Source organism: Ruegeria sp. CF4, from assembly GCF_056537345.1.
The window spans coordinates 19,100-33,251 of sequence record NZ_JBQFRJ010000019.1 but is presented as its reverse complement, the minus strand read 5'-3'; the positions used below and the strand labels follow the sequence as shown (position 1 = coordinate 33,251).

General features: G+C 58.6%; 16 protein-coding genes. 10 read left to right on the top strand and 6 right to left on the bottom strand.

Annotated features, from left to right (window positions below; genetic code table 11):
* Nucleotides 1-95: 95 nt before the first annotated feature.
* Entirely contained in the window at nucleotides 96-2,189 is a 2,094-nt protein-coding gene (locus ACR0NF_RS21580) for a 3-hydroxyacyl-CoA dehydrogenase NAD-binding domain-containing protein (protein ID WP_480778934.1), read from the bottom strand.
* Between the two features lie 233 nt (nucleotides 2,190-2,422).
* On the opposite strand from ACR0NF_RS21580, the gene ACR0NF_RS21575 reads away from it, so the two are divergent.
* From ACR0NF_RS21575 to ACR0NF_RS21535, 9 genes are all read left to right on the top strand, one after another.
* Nucleotides 2,423-3,241, top strand: a complete 819-nt coding sequence (locus ACR0NF_RS21575; RefSeq protein WP_480778933.1) for a cyclase family protein — start codon at nucleotides 2,423-2,425, stop codon at nucleotides 3,239-3,241.
* Nucleotides 3,242-3,434: 193 nt separating this feature from the next.
* The gene (locus tag ACR0NF_RS21570) at nucleotides 3,435-3,653 is read left to right on the top strand and encodes a DUF1127 domain-containing protein (protein ID WP_480656999.1); all 219 of its coding nucleotides are present in this window, start codon (nucleotides 3,435-3,437) and stop codon (nucleotides 3,651-3,653) included.
* Between the two features lie 192 nt (nucleotides 3,654-3,845).
* Nucleotides 3,846-5,048 (top strand): 3-oxoadipyl-CoA thiolase, encoded by a 1,203-nt coding sequence (gene pcaF, locus ACR0NF_RS21565; RefSeq protein WP_480656998.1) that lies wholly within the window; start codon nucleotides 3,846-3,848, stop codon nucleotides 5,046-5,048.
* 15 nt (nucleotides 5,049-5,063) lie between these two features.
* On the top strand, nucleotides 5,064-6,056 hold the full coding sequence (gene paaA, locus ACR0NF_RS21560; RefSeq protein WP_480469018.1) for a 1,2-phenylacetyl-CoA epoxidase subunit PaaA: 993 nt from the start codon (nucleotides 5,064-5,066) through the stop codon (nucleotides 6,054-6,056).
* A gap of 23 nt (nucleotides 6,057-6,079) precedes the next feature.
* Complete coding sequence (gene paaB, locus ACR0NF_RS21555) at nucleotides 6,080-6,364, top strand: 1,2-phenylacetyl-CoA epoxidase subunit PaaB (RefSeq protein ID WP_170404692.1); 285 nt, start codon at nucleotides 6,080-6,082, stop codon at nucleotides 6,362-6,364.
* A complete protein-coding gene (gene paaC, locus ACR0NF_RS21550; RefSeq protein ID WP_480469017.1) occupies nucleotides 6,364-7,131 on the top strand; it encodes a 1,2-phenylacetyl-CoA epoxidase subunit PaaC in 768 nt (255 codons plus the stop codon). Before paaB ends, paaC begins: the two co-directional genes overlap by 1 nt.
* A 6-nt stretch (nucleotides 7,132-7,137) precedes the next feature.
* Entirely contained in the window at nucleotides 7,138-7,596 is a 459-nt protein-coding gene (gene paaD, locus ACR0NF_RS21545; RefSeq protein ID WP_480469016.1) for a 1,2-phenylacetyl-CoA epoxidase subunit PaaD, read from the top strand.
* A 14-nt stretch (nucleotides 7,597-7,610) separates the two neighbouring features.
* Complete coding sequence (paaE, locus tag ACR0NF_RS21540) at nucleotides 7,611-8,684, top strand: 1,2-phenylacetyl-CoA epoxidase subunit PaaE (protein WP_480778932.1); 1,074 nt, start codon at nucleotides 7,611-7,613, stop codon at nucleotides 8,682-8,684.
* 12 nt (nucleotides 8,685-8,696) lie between these two features.
* Nucleotides 8,697-9,455, top strand: a complete 759-nt coding sequence (locus ACR0NF_RS21535; RefSeq protein ID WP_480778931.1) for a Phenylacetic acid catabolic protein — start codon at nucleotides 8,697-8,699, stop codon at nucleotides 9,453-9,455.
* A gap of 3 nt (nucleotides 9,456-9,458) precedes the next feature.
* Here ACR0NF_RS21535 and ACR0NF_RS21530 read toward each other — a convergent pair whose 3' ends face one another.
* From ACR0NF_RS21530 to paaG, 5 genes are all read right to left on the bottom strand, one after another.
* Nucleotides 9,459-9,674 carry a hypothetical protein gene (locus ACR0NF_RS21530; protein WP_480656992.1) on the bottom strand — a complete coding sequence of 72 codons (216 nt, stop codon included), beginning with the start codon at nucleotides 9,672-9,674 and terminating at the stop codon, nucleotides 9,459-9,461.
* Between the two features lie 69 nt (nucleotides 9,675-9,743).
* Nucleotides 9,744-10,340, bottom strand: coding sequence for a TetR/AcrR family transcriptional regulator (locus tag ACR0NF_RS21525; RefSeq protein ID WP_480469012.1), 597 nt, complete (start codon nucleotides 10,338-10,340; stop codon nucleotides 9,744-9,746).
* 22 nt (nucleotides 10,341-10,362) lie between these two features.
* Nucleotides 10,363-11,670: a phenylacetate--CoA ligase PaaK gene (gene paaK / locus ACR0NF_RS21520; RefSeq protein WP_480469011.1), complete on the bottom strand. Its 1,308-nt coding sequence runs from the start codon at nucleotides 11,668-11,670 to the stop codon at nucleotides 10,363-10,365.
* Nucleotides 11,671-11,685: 15 nt separating this feature from the next.
* Nucleotides 11,686-12,114 (bottom strand): hydroxyphenylacetyl-CoA thioesterase PaaI, encoded by a 429-nt coding sequence (gene paaI, locus ACR0NF_RS21515; protein ID WP_480469010.1) that lies wholly within the window; start codon nucleotides 12,112-12,114, stop codon nucleotides 11,686-11,688.
* Between the two features lies 1 nt (nucleotide 12,115).
* Nucleotides 12,116-12,901 (bottom strand): 2-(1,2-epoxy-1,2-dihydrophenyl)acetyl-CoA isomerase PaaG, encoded by a 786-nt coding sequence (paaG, locus tag ACR0NF_RS21510; RefSeq protein WP_480469009.1) that lies wholly within the window; start codon nucleotides 12,899-12,901, stop codon nucleotides 12,116-12,118.
* 201 nt (nucleotides 12,902-13,102) lie between these two features.
* Here paaG and ACR0NF_RS21505 point away from each other — a divergent pair, with 201 nt between their 5' ends.
* Entirely contained in the window at nucleotides 13,103-14,122 is a 1,020-nt protein-coding gene (locus tag ACR0NF_RS21505; protein WP_170647377.1) for a TRAP transporter substrate-binding protein, read from the top strand.
* Nucleotides 14,123-14,152 lie beyond the last annotated feature (30 nt).

Sequence of the window (14,152 nt, the reverse complement as noted above, 5' to 3'; positions counted from 1 at the left end):
CGGCATCGCGCGACGCGCGATGCCGGGCCCAAGGCCGTAAGCGGTATTGGCGCAGCCAATGTTGCGCGGGCGCGGGAGTACACCAGCGGGCGTTGTCACTCTGATTTATTCAGGTCATCAAAGCTGCGACCCTCGGCAACCAACTGCTCCAGCAAAGGCGCAGGTTGCCAGAAATACGGATCCTCTTCTGACCATTCGCGAATATCGCTTAACAGGTCCGGCAGCCCCTGCAGGTCGGCCCATTTCAGCGGCCCGCCCCAAAAGCGCGGAAAGCCGTAACCGTAGAGCAACGTAACATCCACATCCAACGGTCGACGTGCAATCCCCTCACCCACGACGCGCGCCGCTTCGTTCACCATCGCAACCATGTAACGTCGCACAATTTCCTCATCCGAGAAACTTCGCACAGTCAGTCCCTGCGCCACCCGGTCGGCTTCGATCAGATTCATGACCTCCGGGTTGGGAGTGCCGCCGCGTTGCCCTTTCTGATAAATATAGTACCCCTTGCCGGTTTTCTGACCAAAATGACCAGCCTCACACAGCTTGTCGACATAAAAACTATCCCGCGCTCGCGGGTCTAGACCTGCCGCGCGTTTGCGCTTACGGGTGGCCCAGCCGATATCCAGACCGGCCAGATCCGAAACTGCAAACGGACCCATCGCAAACCCGAACTCTATCAGAGCCTTGTCGATCTGAAACGGTGACGCGCCATCCAGAACCATGTGATCGGCACACGCCCGATAGGCGCTGAGGATCCGATTGCCGATAAACCCGTCACACACACCAGCGCGGACTGAGACCTTGCCCAATCGTTTGCCCAGCGCAAAGCCAGTCGCGACCACCTCGGGCGCTGTCTGATCAGCCACAACGATTTCCAGCAGCTTCATGACATGGGCAGGCGAGAAAAAGTGTAACCCGATGACCGCATCTGGCCGGCTGATCAAACCCGCAATCTCATTGATGTCGAGATAAGAGGTGTTGGTCGCCAGAACCGCCCCCTTCTTACAAACAGCATCCAGCTGCGCGAAGACCTGTTTCTTGACGTCCATGTCTTCAAAGACGGCTTCGATCACAAGATCCGTAGCGCTCAGTGCCTCGTAATCGGTCGCCAGAACCAACTTGTTCTGCAGTATGTCGTCATGATCCTCGGGGCTCAGCTTGCCGCGTTTCACTGCGCCGGCCAGATTCCCCGCGATCCGCTCTCTGGCCGCCCGCGCCGCCTCCGACGACATTTCGAGCAGAACGACCGGCAGGCCTGACAGCAAAGCCGCCGTTGCAATACCCGCGCCCATGGTGCCACCGCCGATGACCCCGACTTGATGCAGTTCATTCGGTGCGACCCCCTCCAACTCCGGCAATTTTGAAACTGCGCGTTCGGCAAAAAAGGCGTGGATCAGCCCTTTGCGCTGGTCAGAAGCCATGAGCTCCATGAACAATTCCCGCTCGCGCGTCAGGCCCGCAGCGAAATCCTCGGCTTCGCAGGCGGCCTGAACGGCGCGAACGGCGACCGCAGGCGACAACTGGCCCCGCCCCTTCTTGAGCACGGCATCATAAGCAGCGTCAAAATCAATTGGTGCGGGCTTGGGCATGTCGCAGACTGCGCGGCGCGGCGCGTTGCTGTCGAGCAGTTCACGCGTATAGGCCAACCCGATTTCGCGGGGGTCACCCTCTTGCACGCGATCCAGCACTCCCATCTCCAATGCTTTGGGCGCGCGCACGTGCCGCCCGGTTGTGATCATGTCCAAAGCCTTGTCGACCCCAGTTACCCGCGGCAAGCGTTGCGTCCCACCCGCGCCGGGCAGGATACCCAGATTAACCTCGGGCAGCCCGACCTTGGCCGATGGCACCGCGATACGGTAGTGACACGACAAAGCCACCTCGAGCCCGCCGCCCAGAGCAGTCCCGTGCAAAGCCGACACCACCAACAGAGGCGATGCCTCGATACGGTCGCAAAGCGCAGGCAGATAAGGTTCTTGTGGCGATTTGCCGAATTCCCGGATATCGGCGCCTGCAAAGTATGTCCGTCCCTCTCCATAGATCAGCACGGCGCGGGCCCCCTCAGACTCGGCGCGCTCGACCCCCTCAAGAATGCCGCGGCGCATGTCGACGCCCAGCGCATTTACGGGCGGATTCTGTGCGGCCAGTACCGCGATATCGTCGATTTTCTCATAGCTGATCACCTGGGACATGCGCATGACCTCTCTACCCGCGTCACTTATTTGACAGAGACTGAACTGGTCGGGCCGCGTATTCAAGCACATTTTCGACCAACCGTTCGGTTTTTGAATTATTCACACTCTAACGCTTATGTGACGCCCCTCTGCATGCCAACGCGCTAACTTGAGCAAAACAAGCTCAATTGAGCCTACGCGGACGTACCGGACAATTTCGTTGGACCGACACCAAAACAGGGAGACATGAAATGTGTGATGTATGCGTGATGAACGCCGTCAAGGATCGGATGATGTCACGGCGATCCTTCCTCAAGGCGGGCGCGGCTGTGGCAGCCGGTACAGCGCTTGGGACGGCCAGTGCGCCTCCGGCATTGGCGGTTGGCCATGGAGAAGTTGTGGACATGACCCACATCTATGACGCCGACTTCCCAACGTACTTTGGCGAGCCGGGCATCGAAGCCACGCAATCCTTCAATTTCAAGGATCACGGATTTAACCTGTTCAATCTTGCGGTCAACGAACATACCGGCACGCATATTGATGCGCCGCTGCATTTCTCGGCAGACGGTCAGTCGGTTGACGAGATCCCGGTATCCAACCTTGTCTGCCCGCTCTGCGTGGTCGATATCGCCGCTAAGGCGGCCGAGGATGCGGATGCGCAGGTCACCCCGGATGACCTGAAAGCCTGGATTGACGCAAACGGCCCAATACCCGATGGCGCCTGCGTGGCGATGCATTCCGGCTGGGGAACCAAGACCGCCACAGCGGGTTTCCGGAATACCGATGATGAGGGCAAAATGCACTTCCCTGGATTCCATGTCGAAGCCGCTCAGATGTTAATAGATGAGACTGGCGCGGTTGCGCTGGCCGTCGACTCTCTGTCTCTGGATCATGGGCCATCTGCAGATTTCGCAACCCACTATGCGTGGCTGCCGACCAATCGTTATGGCATCGAGAACCTGGCCAATCTCGACAAGGTTCCCGCCAGCGGCGCGACGCTCATTGTGGGTGCTCCGGCGCATCGTGGCGGAACGGGTGGACCGGCGCGCATCTTCGCAATGGTCTGAGACATCTGTAGGCAAATTGACGCATCGTGTGGGCGAAGCTTCGGCTTTGCCCATATTTTTAGGGGAAATATTCCACTTTCGCGCTTTGAATTGCGCACGCCGCACAGCTGCTATGTCATGGGCGCTGTGGTTGTATTGTCTGACCCGCGATACACACGTTCCCGAAACTCAACGATCAACGGGACTCAGACATATGCGATCTTTAGCAACGCAATACCTCTCCCTGCAGTCAGTCCTCGAAGCCACCATCGATGTCGCCAGAGGCATTTTGCAGGCCTTTACAGAAATCGGAGAGGCACGAGTAAAAGTGCATAGGATTCAAGCGCTTTGGTCTCTGTCCGACGCAGAGCTGGCTGCCCGCAGCCTGCGTCGCGAAGACATTGTGCGTCTGGTCATAGCGGATGTGATCTAACCAGCCCTGATCACCTTTTTCAGAGAAACCCGCATCCCTGCGGGTTTTTCTTTGCGCTGCGCTAATATGTTACCAATTTTTCACCGCAAGAGTAATCACGTTACATTTTACTTGCTGCGAATCATCTTCCTGACTATTAACCGACCCATCGGTCACTTAATGACGTGACATCAAATTCGGAGCCCTCGCCCTATGGACGCCTTTATCTGCGACGCTCAGCGCACCCCAATCGGACGGTATGGCGGAAGCCTCAGCCAAGTGCGCACGGATGATCTGGCAGCAATCCCGATTTCGGCCCTGATGGCGCGCAACCCACAGGTCGATTGGACAAGCGTGGACGATGTGATCTACGGCGACGCCAATCAGGCCGGGGAAAGCAACCGCAACGTTGCGCGGATGGCTGCTCTGCTGGCGGGACTGCCTGTGGATGTACCTGGCACGACGATCAACCGGCTTTGTGCCTCCGGCATGGATGCGGTCGGCATGGCGGCCCGTGCAATCCGGGCCGGGGATTATGACATGGCGATCGCTGGCGGCGTCGAGAGCATGTCCCGCGCGCCATTTGTGATGCCCAAAGCCACCTCGGCCTTCTCGCGAGCCAATGCGGTTTATGACACCACAATCGGCTGGCGCTTCGTGAATCCCAAAATGCAGCAAAATTTTGGTATCGACTCGATGCCCGAAACAGCAGATAACGTAGCGGAAGCTTATGGTATCAGCCGTTCCGATCAGGACGCCTTTGCCGAACGCAGCCAGGCCCGCTGGGCCGCGGCGCACCAGACCGGGGTGTTTCAGGAGGAGATCACCCCGGTCACAATCCCCCAGCGCAAAGGCGACCCTGTCGTGCTTGACACGGACGAGCACCCGCGCCCGGGAACTACAGCCGAGAAACTGTCAGGCCTGAAGGGCATCAACGGACCGGACAAAACCGTGACCGCTGGGAATGCCTCGGGCGTAAACGACGGGGCCGCCGCCATTCTGATGGCAAATGAGGCAACCGCAGCAAAGAACAATCTCACCCCGATTGCCCGTGTGGTCGGCATGTCCGTTGCCGGGGTCGAACCGCGCGTGATGGGCATTGGCCCGGTTCCGGCCAGCCAAAAGGTGCTGGCCCGCGCCGGGCTGAGCATCGAACAGATGGATGTGATAGAATTGAATGAGGCCTTTGCCTCACAAGGGCTGGCGACGTTGCGCGAGTTGGGCGTGGCAGACGACGCGCCGCATGTGAACCCGAACGGCGGCGCAATTGCGATCGGTCACCCGCTTGGGATGAGCGGTGCGCGGCTGGTGATGACCGCCGCCTATCAACTGCGCCGCACGGGCGGGCGCTATGCGCTTTGCACCATGTGCGTGGGCGTTGGCCAGGGGGCCGCACTTATTCTCGAACGCGTGTAAGGGAGGAGACCTCACATGTATGCTCAGATGATCAAGACAGCCGGAACAGGCGTGAAATCCCGCGAGGAGATGACCGAGCAGGAGCGCGCCTTTCAGGACAAGATTGACGCCGATATCAAGATCGAGCCCAAGGACTGGATGCCCGACGACTATCGCGCGACACTGATCCGTCAAATTGGACAGCACGCGCATTCCGAGATCGTCGGTCAGCTGCCCGAAGGCAACTGGATCACCCGCGCACCCACGCTGGAGCGCAAGGCAATCCTGCTGGCAAAGGTGCAGGATGAAGCCGGGCACGGCCTGTATCTCTATTGCGCCGCCGAAACTCTGGGCGTCAGCCGCGATGAGATCACCGAGATGCTGCTGGATGGACGCATGAAATACTCGTCGATCTTCAACTATCCAACGCTGAACTGGGCCGATATCGGTGCGGTCGGATGGCTGGTCGATGGGGCCGCGATCATGAACCAGGTTCCGTTGCAGCGGACGTCCTTCGGACCCTACTCGCGCGCGATGATCCGCATTTGCAAGGAAGAATCGTTCCACCAGCGTCAGGGTTATGACGCGATCCGCAAGATGGCCGAAGGCACGCCCGAACAGCGCAGGATGGCGCAGGACGCGATGAACCGTCTGTGGTACCCGTCGCTGATGATGTTCGGGCCATCGGACAAGGAAAGCGTGCATTCCGCGCAATCCATGGCTTGGAAGATCAAGATCAACACCAATGATGAGCTGCGCCAGAAGTTCGTGGACCAGACCGTGCCACAGGCCGAGTATCTAGGTCTGACCATTCCCGACCCGGACCTGAAATGGAACGAAGAGCGGGGCCACTACGACTACACCGACCCGGACTGGTCCGAGTTCTTCGATGTGATCAAGGGCAACGGCCCATGTAACGTCGACCGTTTGGCCGCGCGCAACAAGGCCTGGGACGACGGTAAATGGGTTCGTGACGGGCTGCTGGCCCATGCCCGCAAGAAACGCGCTACAAATCTGGCTGCAGAATAAGACTGCCCTGAGGAGGATACCAAATGAACAACGAATGGCCCCTGTGGGAAATCTTCATCCGCGGACAACATGGCATGAGCCACCGCCATGTCGGATCGTTACACGCGCCAGACGCCGAGATGGCGATCAAAAATGCCCGCGACGTCTATACCCGCCGCAATGAAGGCGTTTCGATCTGGGTGGTTGAGGCCAACAACATCTCGGCCTCATCGCCCAGCGACAAAGGTCCGCTGTACGAGCCCAGCGAAAGCAAGGTGTACCGCCATCCAACCTTCTTCGACATTCCCGAAGAAGTGGGGGCGATGTAATGAGTGCTCCGGTTTCCAATGACGCTTTGCTGCAGTTCCTGCTGCGAATGGGGGACAACACCCTGATCCTTGGCCATCGCGTCAGCGAATGGTGCGGCCATGCACCGGTGCTTGAGGAAGACATCGCTCTGGCCAATACCGCGCTGGACCTGATCGGTCAGACCCAGATGTGGCTGGGCCTTGCAGGAGAGATCAATGGCGGCAAGAGCGCTGATGATCTAGCCTTTCTGCGCGACGCCTGGGATTTCCGCAACGTACTGCTGGTAGAAGTTCCCAACGGAGATTTCGGACGCACTCTGATGCGTCAGTTCCTGTTTGATGCGTGGCATTCAATCATGCTCGGGCGTCTGATGAAATCATCCGACGAACGAGTTGCCGCGATCGCTGCCAAAGCCAGCAAAGAGGTCACCTATCACCTCGAACGTTCGGGCGATACGGTCGTCGGTCTGGGCGACGGGACCGAAGAAAGCCATGCCCGCATGCAAGAGGCGCTGGATTACCTTTGGCCCTATGTGGGCGAGATGTTTGCCAGCGACGACGTGGATGCCGAGATGGTTACGGCGGGGATCGCCCCGAGCCCGGCTGATCTGCGCGCAGAATATGACGCTCTAGTCGAGCGCATCCTGACCGAAGCGACCCTGACCATTCCAGAAAGCCGCTTTGCCCACAAAGGCGGACGCGATGGTCGCATGCATACCGAGCATCTGGGCCACTTGCTGACGCAAATGCAGTGGCTGCAACGCGCCTATCCCAGCGCAAAGTGGTAAGGATCGATGCGGGCCTCAACGGATCAGGTTTGGCAATGGCTCGACGCCGTACCAGACCCCGAGATTCCAGTGATCTCGGTCGTCGATCTGGGTATCGTGCGCGATGTTCAATGGGATGATGACACTCTGAAGGTCACGGTCACGCCGACCTATTCTGGCTGTCCGGCGACCTCGGTGATCAGCATGGACATCGAAACCGCACTACGTGACCACGGGATCAGCGATTTGCGGATCGAGACCAGCATCTCGCCGGCGTGGACCACCGATTGGCTCAGCAAAAAAGGCCGTGCCAAACTTGAAGATTACGGCATCGCCCCGCCCCAGCCCGCAGGCGGCCCCGAACGTTGCCCGCACTGCGGCAGCAAGGCGGTTGAGAAGGTCAGCCAGTTCGGCTCGACCCCATGCAAGGCCCATTGGCGCTGCACCGACTGCCTGGAACCTTTTGACTATTTCAAGTGCATCTGAGGGAGGATCACCGGATGGCACGCTTTCACGATCTGGAAGTCACCGACATTCACAAAACCATCCGCGATGCGGTGGTGGTGACGTTGAAGCCGATGAACGGCTCGGCTGAGGAGTTCGACTTTACCCAAGGCCAATACCTGACTTTCCGCCGCGATTTCGACGGGGAAGAACTCCGCCGCTCTTATTCGATCTGCGCAGGCAAGGATGACGGAATTCTGCAGGTGGGGATCAAGCGTGTGGATGGTGGCGCGTTCTCAACCTGGGCGAACAGCGATCTGAAGGTCGGCGATACGGTGCAGGCGATGCCCCCGATGGGCAGCTTTCACACCGCAATCGATCCATCCGCCGAAAAGCAGTATCTGGGTTTTGCCGGTGGGTCGGGCATCACCCCGGTTCTGTCGATTCTGAAAACCACACTCGCCCGAGAGCCACATTCCCGGTTCACATTGGTCTATGCCAACAAAGGCGTGAACACGATCATGTTCCGAGAGGAGCTGGAAGACCTCAAGAACCTCTATATGGGACGTCTGAATGTCATCCACATTCTGGAAACAGACGCGCAAGAGATCGAGCTTTTCACCGGATTGGTGACGCAGGAAAAATGCGCCGAACTGTTTGAGCACTGGATCGACATCCAGAACGTCGACACAGCCTTTATCTGTGGCCCCGAACCGATGATGTTGGGCATTGCCTCGGCGCTGCGCGCGCATGGGTTAAATGACGGGCAGATCAAGTTCGAGCTCTTCGCCAGCGCCCAACCTGGCCGCGCCAAGCGCAAGGTGAGTGGAGCAGACACTTCATCTCAGGCCAATCAGACAAAAGCGTCGATCACGATGGATGGGGCGACGCAGACGATTACCATGCCTAAGGATCAGTCGATCCTCGATGCGGCATTGGAAAATGCGATGGACGCGCCTTACGCCTGCAAGGCCGGGGTCTGTTCAACCTGCCGCTGCCGGGTGCTCGAAGGCGATGTCGAGATGGTCGCCAATCACGCGTTGGAAGATTACGAGGTCGAGAAAGGCTATGTCCTGAGCTGTCAGGCCTATCCGCTGACCGACACCGTGGTCGTGGACTACGACCAGTAGACGGAGGGAATGATGGCTGAAGACATGACAATCGAGAGCTATCTGGCAGCAGGTGGCGTTCTAAGCAACCCGACCAATGTTCCGCCGCGCTATCGCGCGGAGCTGATGAAGCTGATGGCGACCTTCGTTGACAGCGAACTGGCCGGCGCAGCAGGCTTTGCCGATATCATCAATCAGGGCCCCGGCATCAAAGAACGCATCGCGGCGGCCAAGATTGTGCTGGAAAAGACCGACAATGCGGATCGTGTTCTGAAGATCATGGGCGAGTTCGGAGCCAATACGGATCGCTATGCAAATCACCACCCCTGGACCACGCGTCTGGATCGTGATGCAGATATCGGGGCGACCCGCTCTGAGCATGACATGCGCCTTGCGGTGTTCAACTATCCGATCGAGGGGTGGGAAGACGCTGTGGTGATGAATCTGCTGATGAGTCAGGCGGTTGCCGTTCAACTCTCTCAGTTTTCGCAGATATCCTATCAACCTCTGGCCGAAGCCTTCCGCGAGATATCCCCGATCGAGGCACGCCACGGTGAGCTGGCCTTTGAGGGTGCGGGCAAGCTGATCGAACAGGGAAAGGCTGCAGAGATGCAAGCGTCAGTCGACTATTGGTGGCCCCGCGTCGCGGCCAGTTTCGGGGTCGGCACCGCCGAGAAAACCGAAACGCTCCGCAAGCTTGGGCTGCGGCAGCTGACCGGGGTTGAAATGAAAGATCAGTGGGTGGCCAGAGCGACCGAACAGGTCGAGAAACTGGGCCTCAAAGCGCCCTAGCTTTCAAGGTTGGCGCTTGCGACTCAGCAACCCATACTTCACGGCCAATCCGCGAAGTGAACGACGGTTGCGCCGATCTGTCTTCAATGCCTTCAGCGATTGAGCACCACTTTTCCGGTTGAACTCGAAGACGTCAATCACGCGCTCGGCGCAGCCACAGGCTTCGCCCAGACCGACTTTAGCAAAGTAGAATTTATCGAAACGATCAGGGCGTTGCATGAGGGGCCTCCGCCCTCATTCAAACCGATCCGGGCTGCGAAACCAAATCAACTCTGCGCCAGATGCCCGTCAGAGACCGTCAACCCCAGACAAGGTCAGGTCACTCACCAGCGCGGCATAGTCGCTGCGTGCATCGGTATCTGCGCCTGCGTTCCACATGTAGAACCAGTTCAGCATCCCGAACACGGACATGGTGGTCGCTCGCAGCTTGGCCGCGTCATCCTTGAAGGTTGCAGGCGAGGTGCTGGCGATGATGTCGCTTACGAACACCACCAGATCTCTTTGATATCCACGCAGCAATTTCTGCTGATCCTCGGGCAAGGCCGACATGCCGCTGGTTTGCACCCGGTGCTCATCATCCACGCCCTGATAGGCCAGCAGAATTTCCCGCACGACGCGCCTCAGGCGTTCCGCAGGCTCCAGCCCATCAAGGTCGAGGCCGCAAATCTGGTCACGCAGCTGCAGCAGGTAGCTGTCGAGTATATCGAATAGAATGGCATCCTTGCTGTCATAGTAATGATAGATGTTGGCCTTCGATATCCCGCATTCCCGCGCCAGCTGAGACATGGACGCCCGATCAAACCCTTCCTGCGCGAAAACGCGCGCGGCGGATTTCAGGATGCGAGCCCGTTTGTGGTCATGGTCTTTTGCAATCGTGCGCGCCAATACACTACACTCCGTCTCTACGTTAACTGTCCCGATTGTCGATCACGCGCCGGGCTTTGCCCTGCGAGCGTTCGACTTCGCCCGGCTCGCCTATATCGATCTCGGTCGAGATGCCAACCACCTCTTTAATCCGGCGCGATAGCATCCGGGCAGCAGCGGTTTTACTCAACTCATCCGCTGCGTCCGGCGTCGCTTCGACATGAATGCGCATCGCGTCCATCCGGCCCGCTTTGTAGAGCTCGATCTGGTAATAGGGCGCGAGACCGCCGGTTGCCAGAACCTGCTCCTCGATCTGGCTGGGGAAGACATTGACACCTCGCAGAATGATCATGTCATCCGAACGCCCGGTGATTTTCTCCATCCGTCGCATCGACCGCGCCGTGCCGGGTAGCAATCGGGTCAGGTCGCGGGTACGATAGCGGATCATCGGCAGGCCCTCTTTGGTCAGGGTGGTAAAGACAAGCTCACCAATCTCACCGTCAGGCAGGACCTCGCCGGTCACGGGGTCGATAATCTCGGGATAGAAGTGATCTTCCCATATCACCGGACCGTCTTTAGTTTCGACGCACTCATTTGCGACGCCCGGTCCCATGATCTCGGATAGGCCATAGATATCGACGGCATGCATGTCGAAGGCCTGCTCAACTTCGGCGCGCATCGAATCTGTCCAGGGCTCGGCACCAAAGACGCCAACGGCCAGAGAGCTTTCGCGCGGATCAAGGCCAACCTTATGATACTGCTCAAGAATGTTCAGCATATAGGACGGTGTCACCATAATCCCGTCCGGTTTGAAATCTGTGATCAGATCAACCTGCTTTGCGGTCTGCCCGCCGCTCATCGGGACGACCGTGGCCCCCAGACGTTCGATCCCGTAATGCGCGCCCAAACCGCCGGTGAACAGGCCATAGCCATAGGCATTGTGCACCATGTCGCCCCGGCGCAAACCGCTGGCACGCAATGACCGCGCCACCAGATCCGCCCAGTTGTCTATGTCGCCTTGCGTATACCCCACGACGGTTGGTTTACCCGTGGTTCCCGACGAGGCATGAACACGAATGATCTGCTCACGCGGGACTGCAAACAGACCAAAGGGATAGTTTTCCCTCAGATCGTTTTTGTAGGTAAACGGAAACCGTGCCAGATCACTGAGGGACTGAAGGTCGTCAGGATGCACCCCGGCCTCATCAAACCGCTGCCGGTACATAAGTACGTTCTCATAGGCATGGCGCAGCGACCATTTCAGCCGATCCAACTGTAAGCTGCGGATTTCATCAATCGAGGCGATCTCGATCGGATCAAGATCCGCCTTGTTCGGAGTAAGATCCTTCATGCCATCCCCCTCGTCTCAGGTCTCATCAAACACTGGCCCTTTGACCGCGCGGGAAAAGCCCCGAAACTCTGCGATCTTCTGGCCGGTCTGGTTGGTTACGGTTACGTCATAGATGCCGCTGCGCCCGGTCAGGCTTTGTTCCGTTGCGCGGGCCGTCAGCAGGTCACCGGAGCGCGCAGGCGCGACGTAGCTGATCACATTGTGCTGCGCCACTGTGGACTGGTTGCGACTGTTGCAGGCAAAGGCAAAGGCGCTGTCGGCCAACATGAAGGTCACGCCGCCATGGCAGATCCCGTGCCCGTTGCAGTGATGCTCGGCGACCTGCAGCGCCAACGTTGCAACACCTTCATCCATCTCGACCAGTTCCATGCCTGCCCATTGCGAGGCATTGTCCCGCCCCCACATGGCAGCGGCGGCTTTTTGGGCGCGTTCCTTCGGTGTCATCTCATTCCCCCCGAAACACCGGCGCGCGCTTTTCCAGAAACGCAGTTACGCCTTCGGCATAATCCGCGCTTTCACCGCAGGTTTTCATTGCGTCCGCCTCAATCTCCAGATGATCGGTCAGAGTATGCGTGGCAGCCGCTTGTATCGTCTGCTTCGTCAGGCCAAGCCCCAGCGTCGGACCATTCGCGAATTGTTCCGTCAGCGCGCGCGCCTCGGCCACCAGATCGGCGTCGGGAATCGCTTTCCAGATCAGCCCCCAATCTGCCGCCTCCTGCGCTGGCAACGGCTGCCCGGTCAGGGCCAGACCCTTGGCCCGCGCCTCACCCAGCAGGTGCGGCAAATGCCAGCTGCCGCCGGTATCGGGGATCAGACCAACTTTGGAAAACGATTGGATGAACTTCGCAGATTCGGCGGCAAGTACCACGTCGCAGGCCAAGGCGAGATTCGCCCCTGCCCCGGCAGCGACACCATTGACGGCACAAACAACGGGAAATTCCAGCGACCGGATCAGGCGGACCAAAGGCGCATAAAACGTACGCACTGTGTGGCCGAGATCAGGCGGCCCCTCCATCGTTGCAGGGTTTCGATTCCCCAAATCCTGCCCTGCACAGAACCCACGACCCGCGCCAGTCAGCAGCACAGAACGGGCGCCTTCGTCGCGCGCGGCTTCAAGCGCAGCGCGCAGGGCATAATGCATCTCATCAGTGAAACTGTTCAGGCGATCTGGGCGATTGAGTGTAATTTCAACCCATTGACCCATATTCTGCGAAATAATCGTATCGGACATGCCCGGTTCGCTTTTCATAAGTTACAACAAACTTCTTGCATAAACCGAACGGTTGGTCAATAAATTCTATAACCGTTTGTGACTCGGCGATCAGAAATGCAAATTTGGCCAGCAGGCTGAACAGCTTTTCTCGTCATTGATAGTTACAAAACGAACCATTAACACATTCACGACTTGCGCTTTTGAGGAGGAGACCCGGTCATGAAATTCACCAAGCTCACCACGCTGCTGGCTTCGGCAACATTGGCGGTGTCAGGCACCATTGCTTTTGCAGCTGACTACACCCTGACAATTTCCAGCTGGGCTCCACCCACCCACGGCATCAATGCAAAGATGTGGCCCAAATTCGTCGAAATGGTCGAAGAGGCCACAGACGGGCAGGTTACCGCAGAGCTTAAGCTGGGTATCGCTCCGCCACCGGCACAGATGGACCTGATCATGGATGGTGCAGCCGATGCCTCGATCATTTTCCACGGGTACCAGCCTGGGCGTTTTGTCACCACCAAGCTGATCGAACTGCCAGGCTACGAAGGTTCGGCCGAGGACGCCTCGGTGGCCTACTGGCGCGCCTATGATCAGCACCTGAAAGCTGCTGACGAGCATCGCGGTGTCAAAGTCATCGCCCTGCACACGCATGGACCCGCGCAGCTGCATTCCAGCGCGCCGGTCACCACCCTGGATGAGGTTTCGGGCCTGAAAGTCCGTATCCCGGGCGGCGTTGGAGGAGACGTTGGTGCAGCGCTGGGCGCGACCGGCATTCAGGTGCCCGCTCCGAAAGTTTATGAAACACTGGCGTCGAAAGCGGCGGACGGCGTCGTCATGCCGTTGGAATCGCGTAAGGGTTTCAAGCTGACCGAAGTTGCACAGAATGTCTACGAGATGCCCGGTGGTCTTTATCGTGGCTCGTTTGCCTTCATCATGAACGAAGACACCTTCGCAGATCTGCCACCCGAGCTGCAGACGGCGCTGGAAGAAAACGTATTCGGTGAACCGCTGAGCCGTGAGATCGGCAAGATCTGGGATGAGATCGACGCCACCGGACGTGAGGCAACCGAAGCGGCGGAAGGCAATGCCATCAACGCTGCCACAGACGCGGATATGGAGAAATTCTCGGCCATCGCCGAAGACATCCGCGGCAAGGTCATCGCCGAGGTTGACGCAACAGGTGTCGACGCTCAGGCCGCCTATGACATGATCAAATCGGAAATGTCCTCGAACTGATCCGACTGCAGGGCGGCCTTTGCGCCGCCC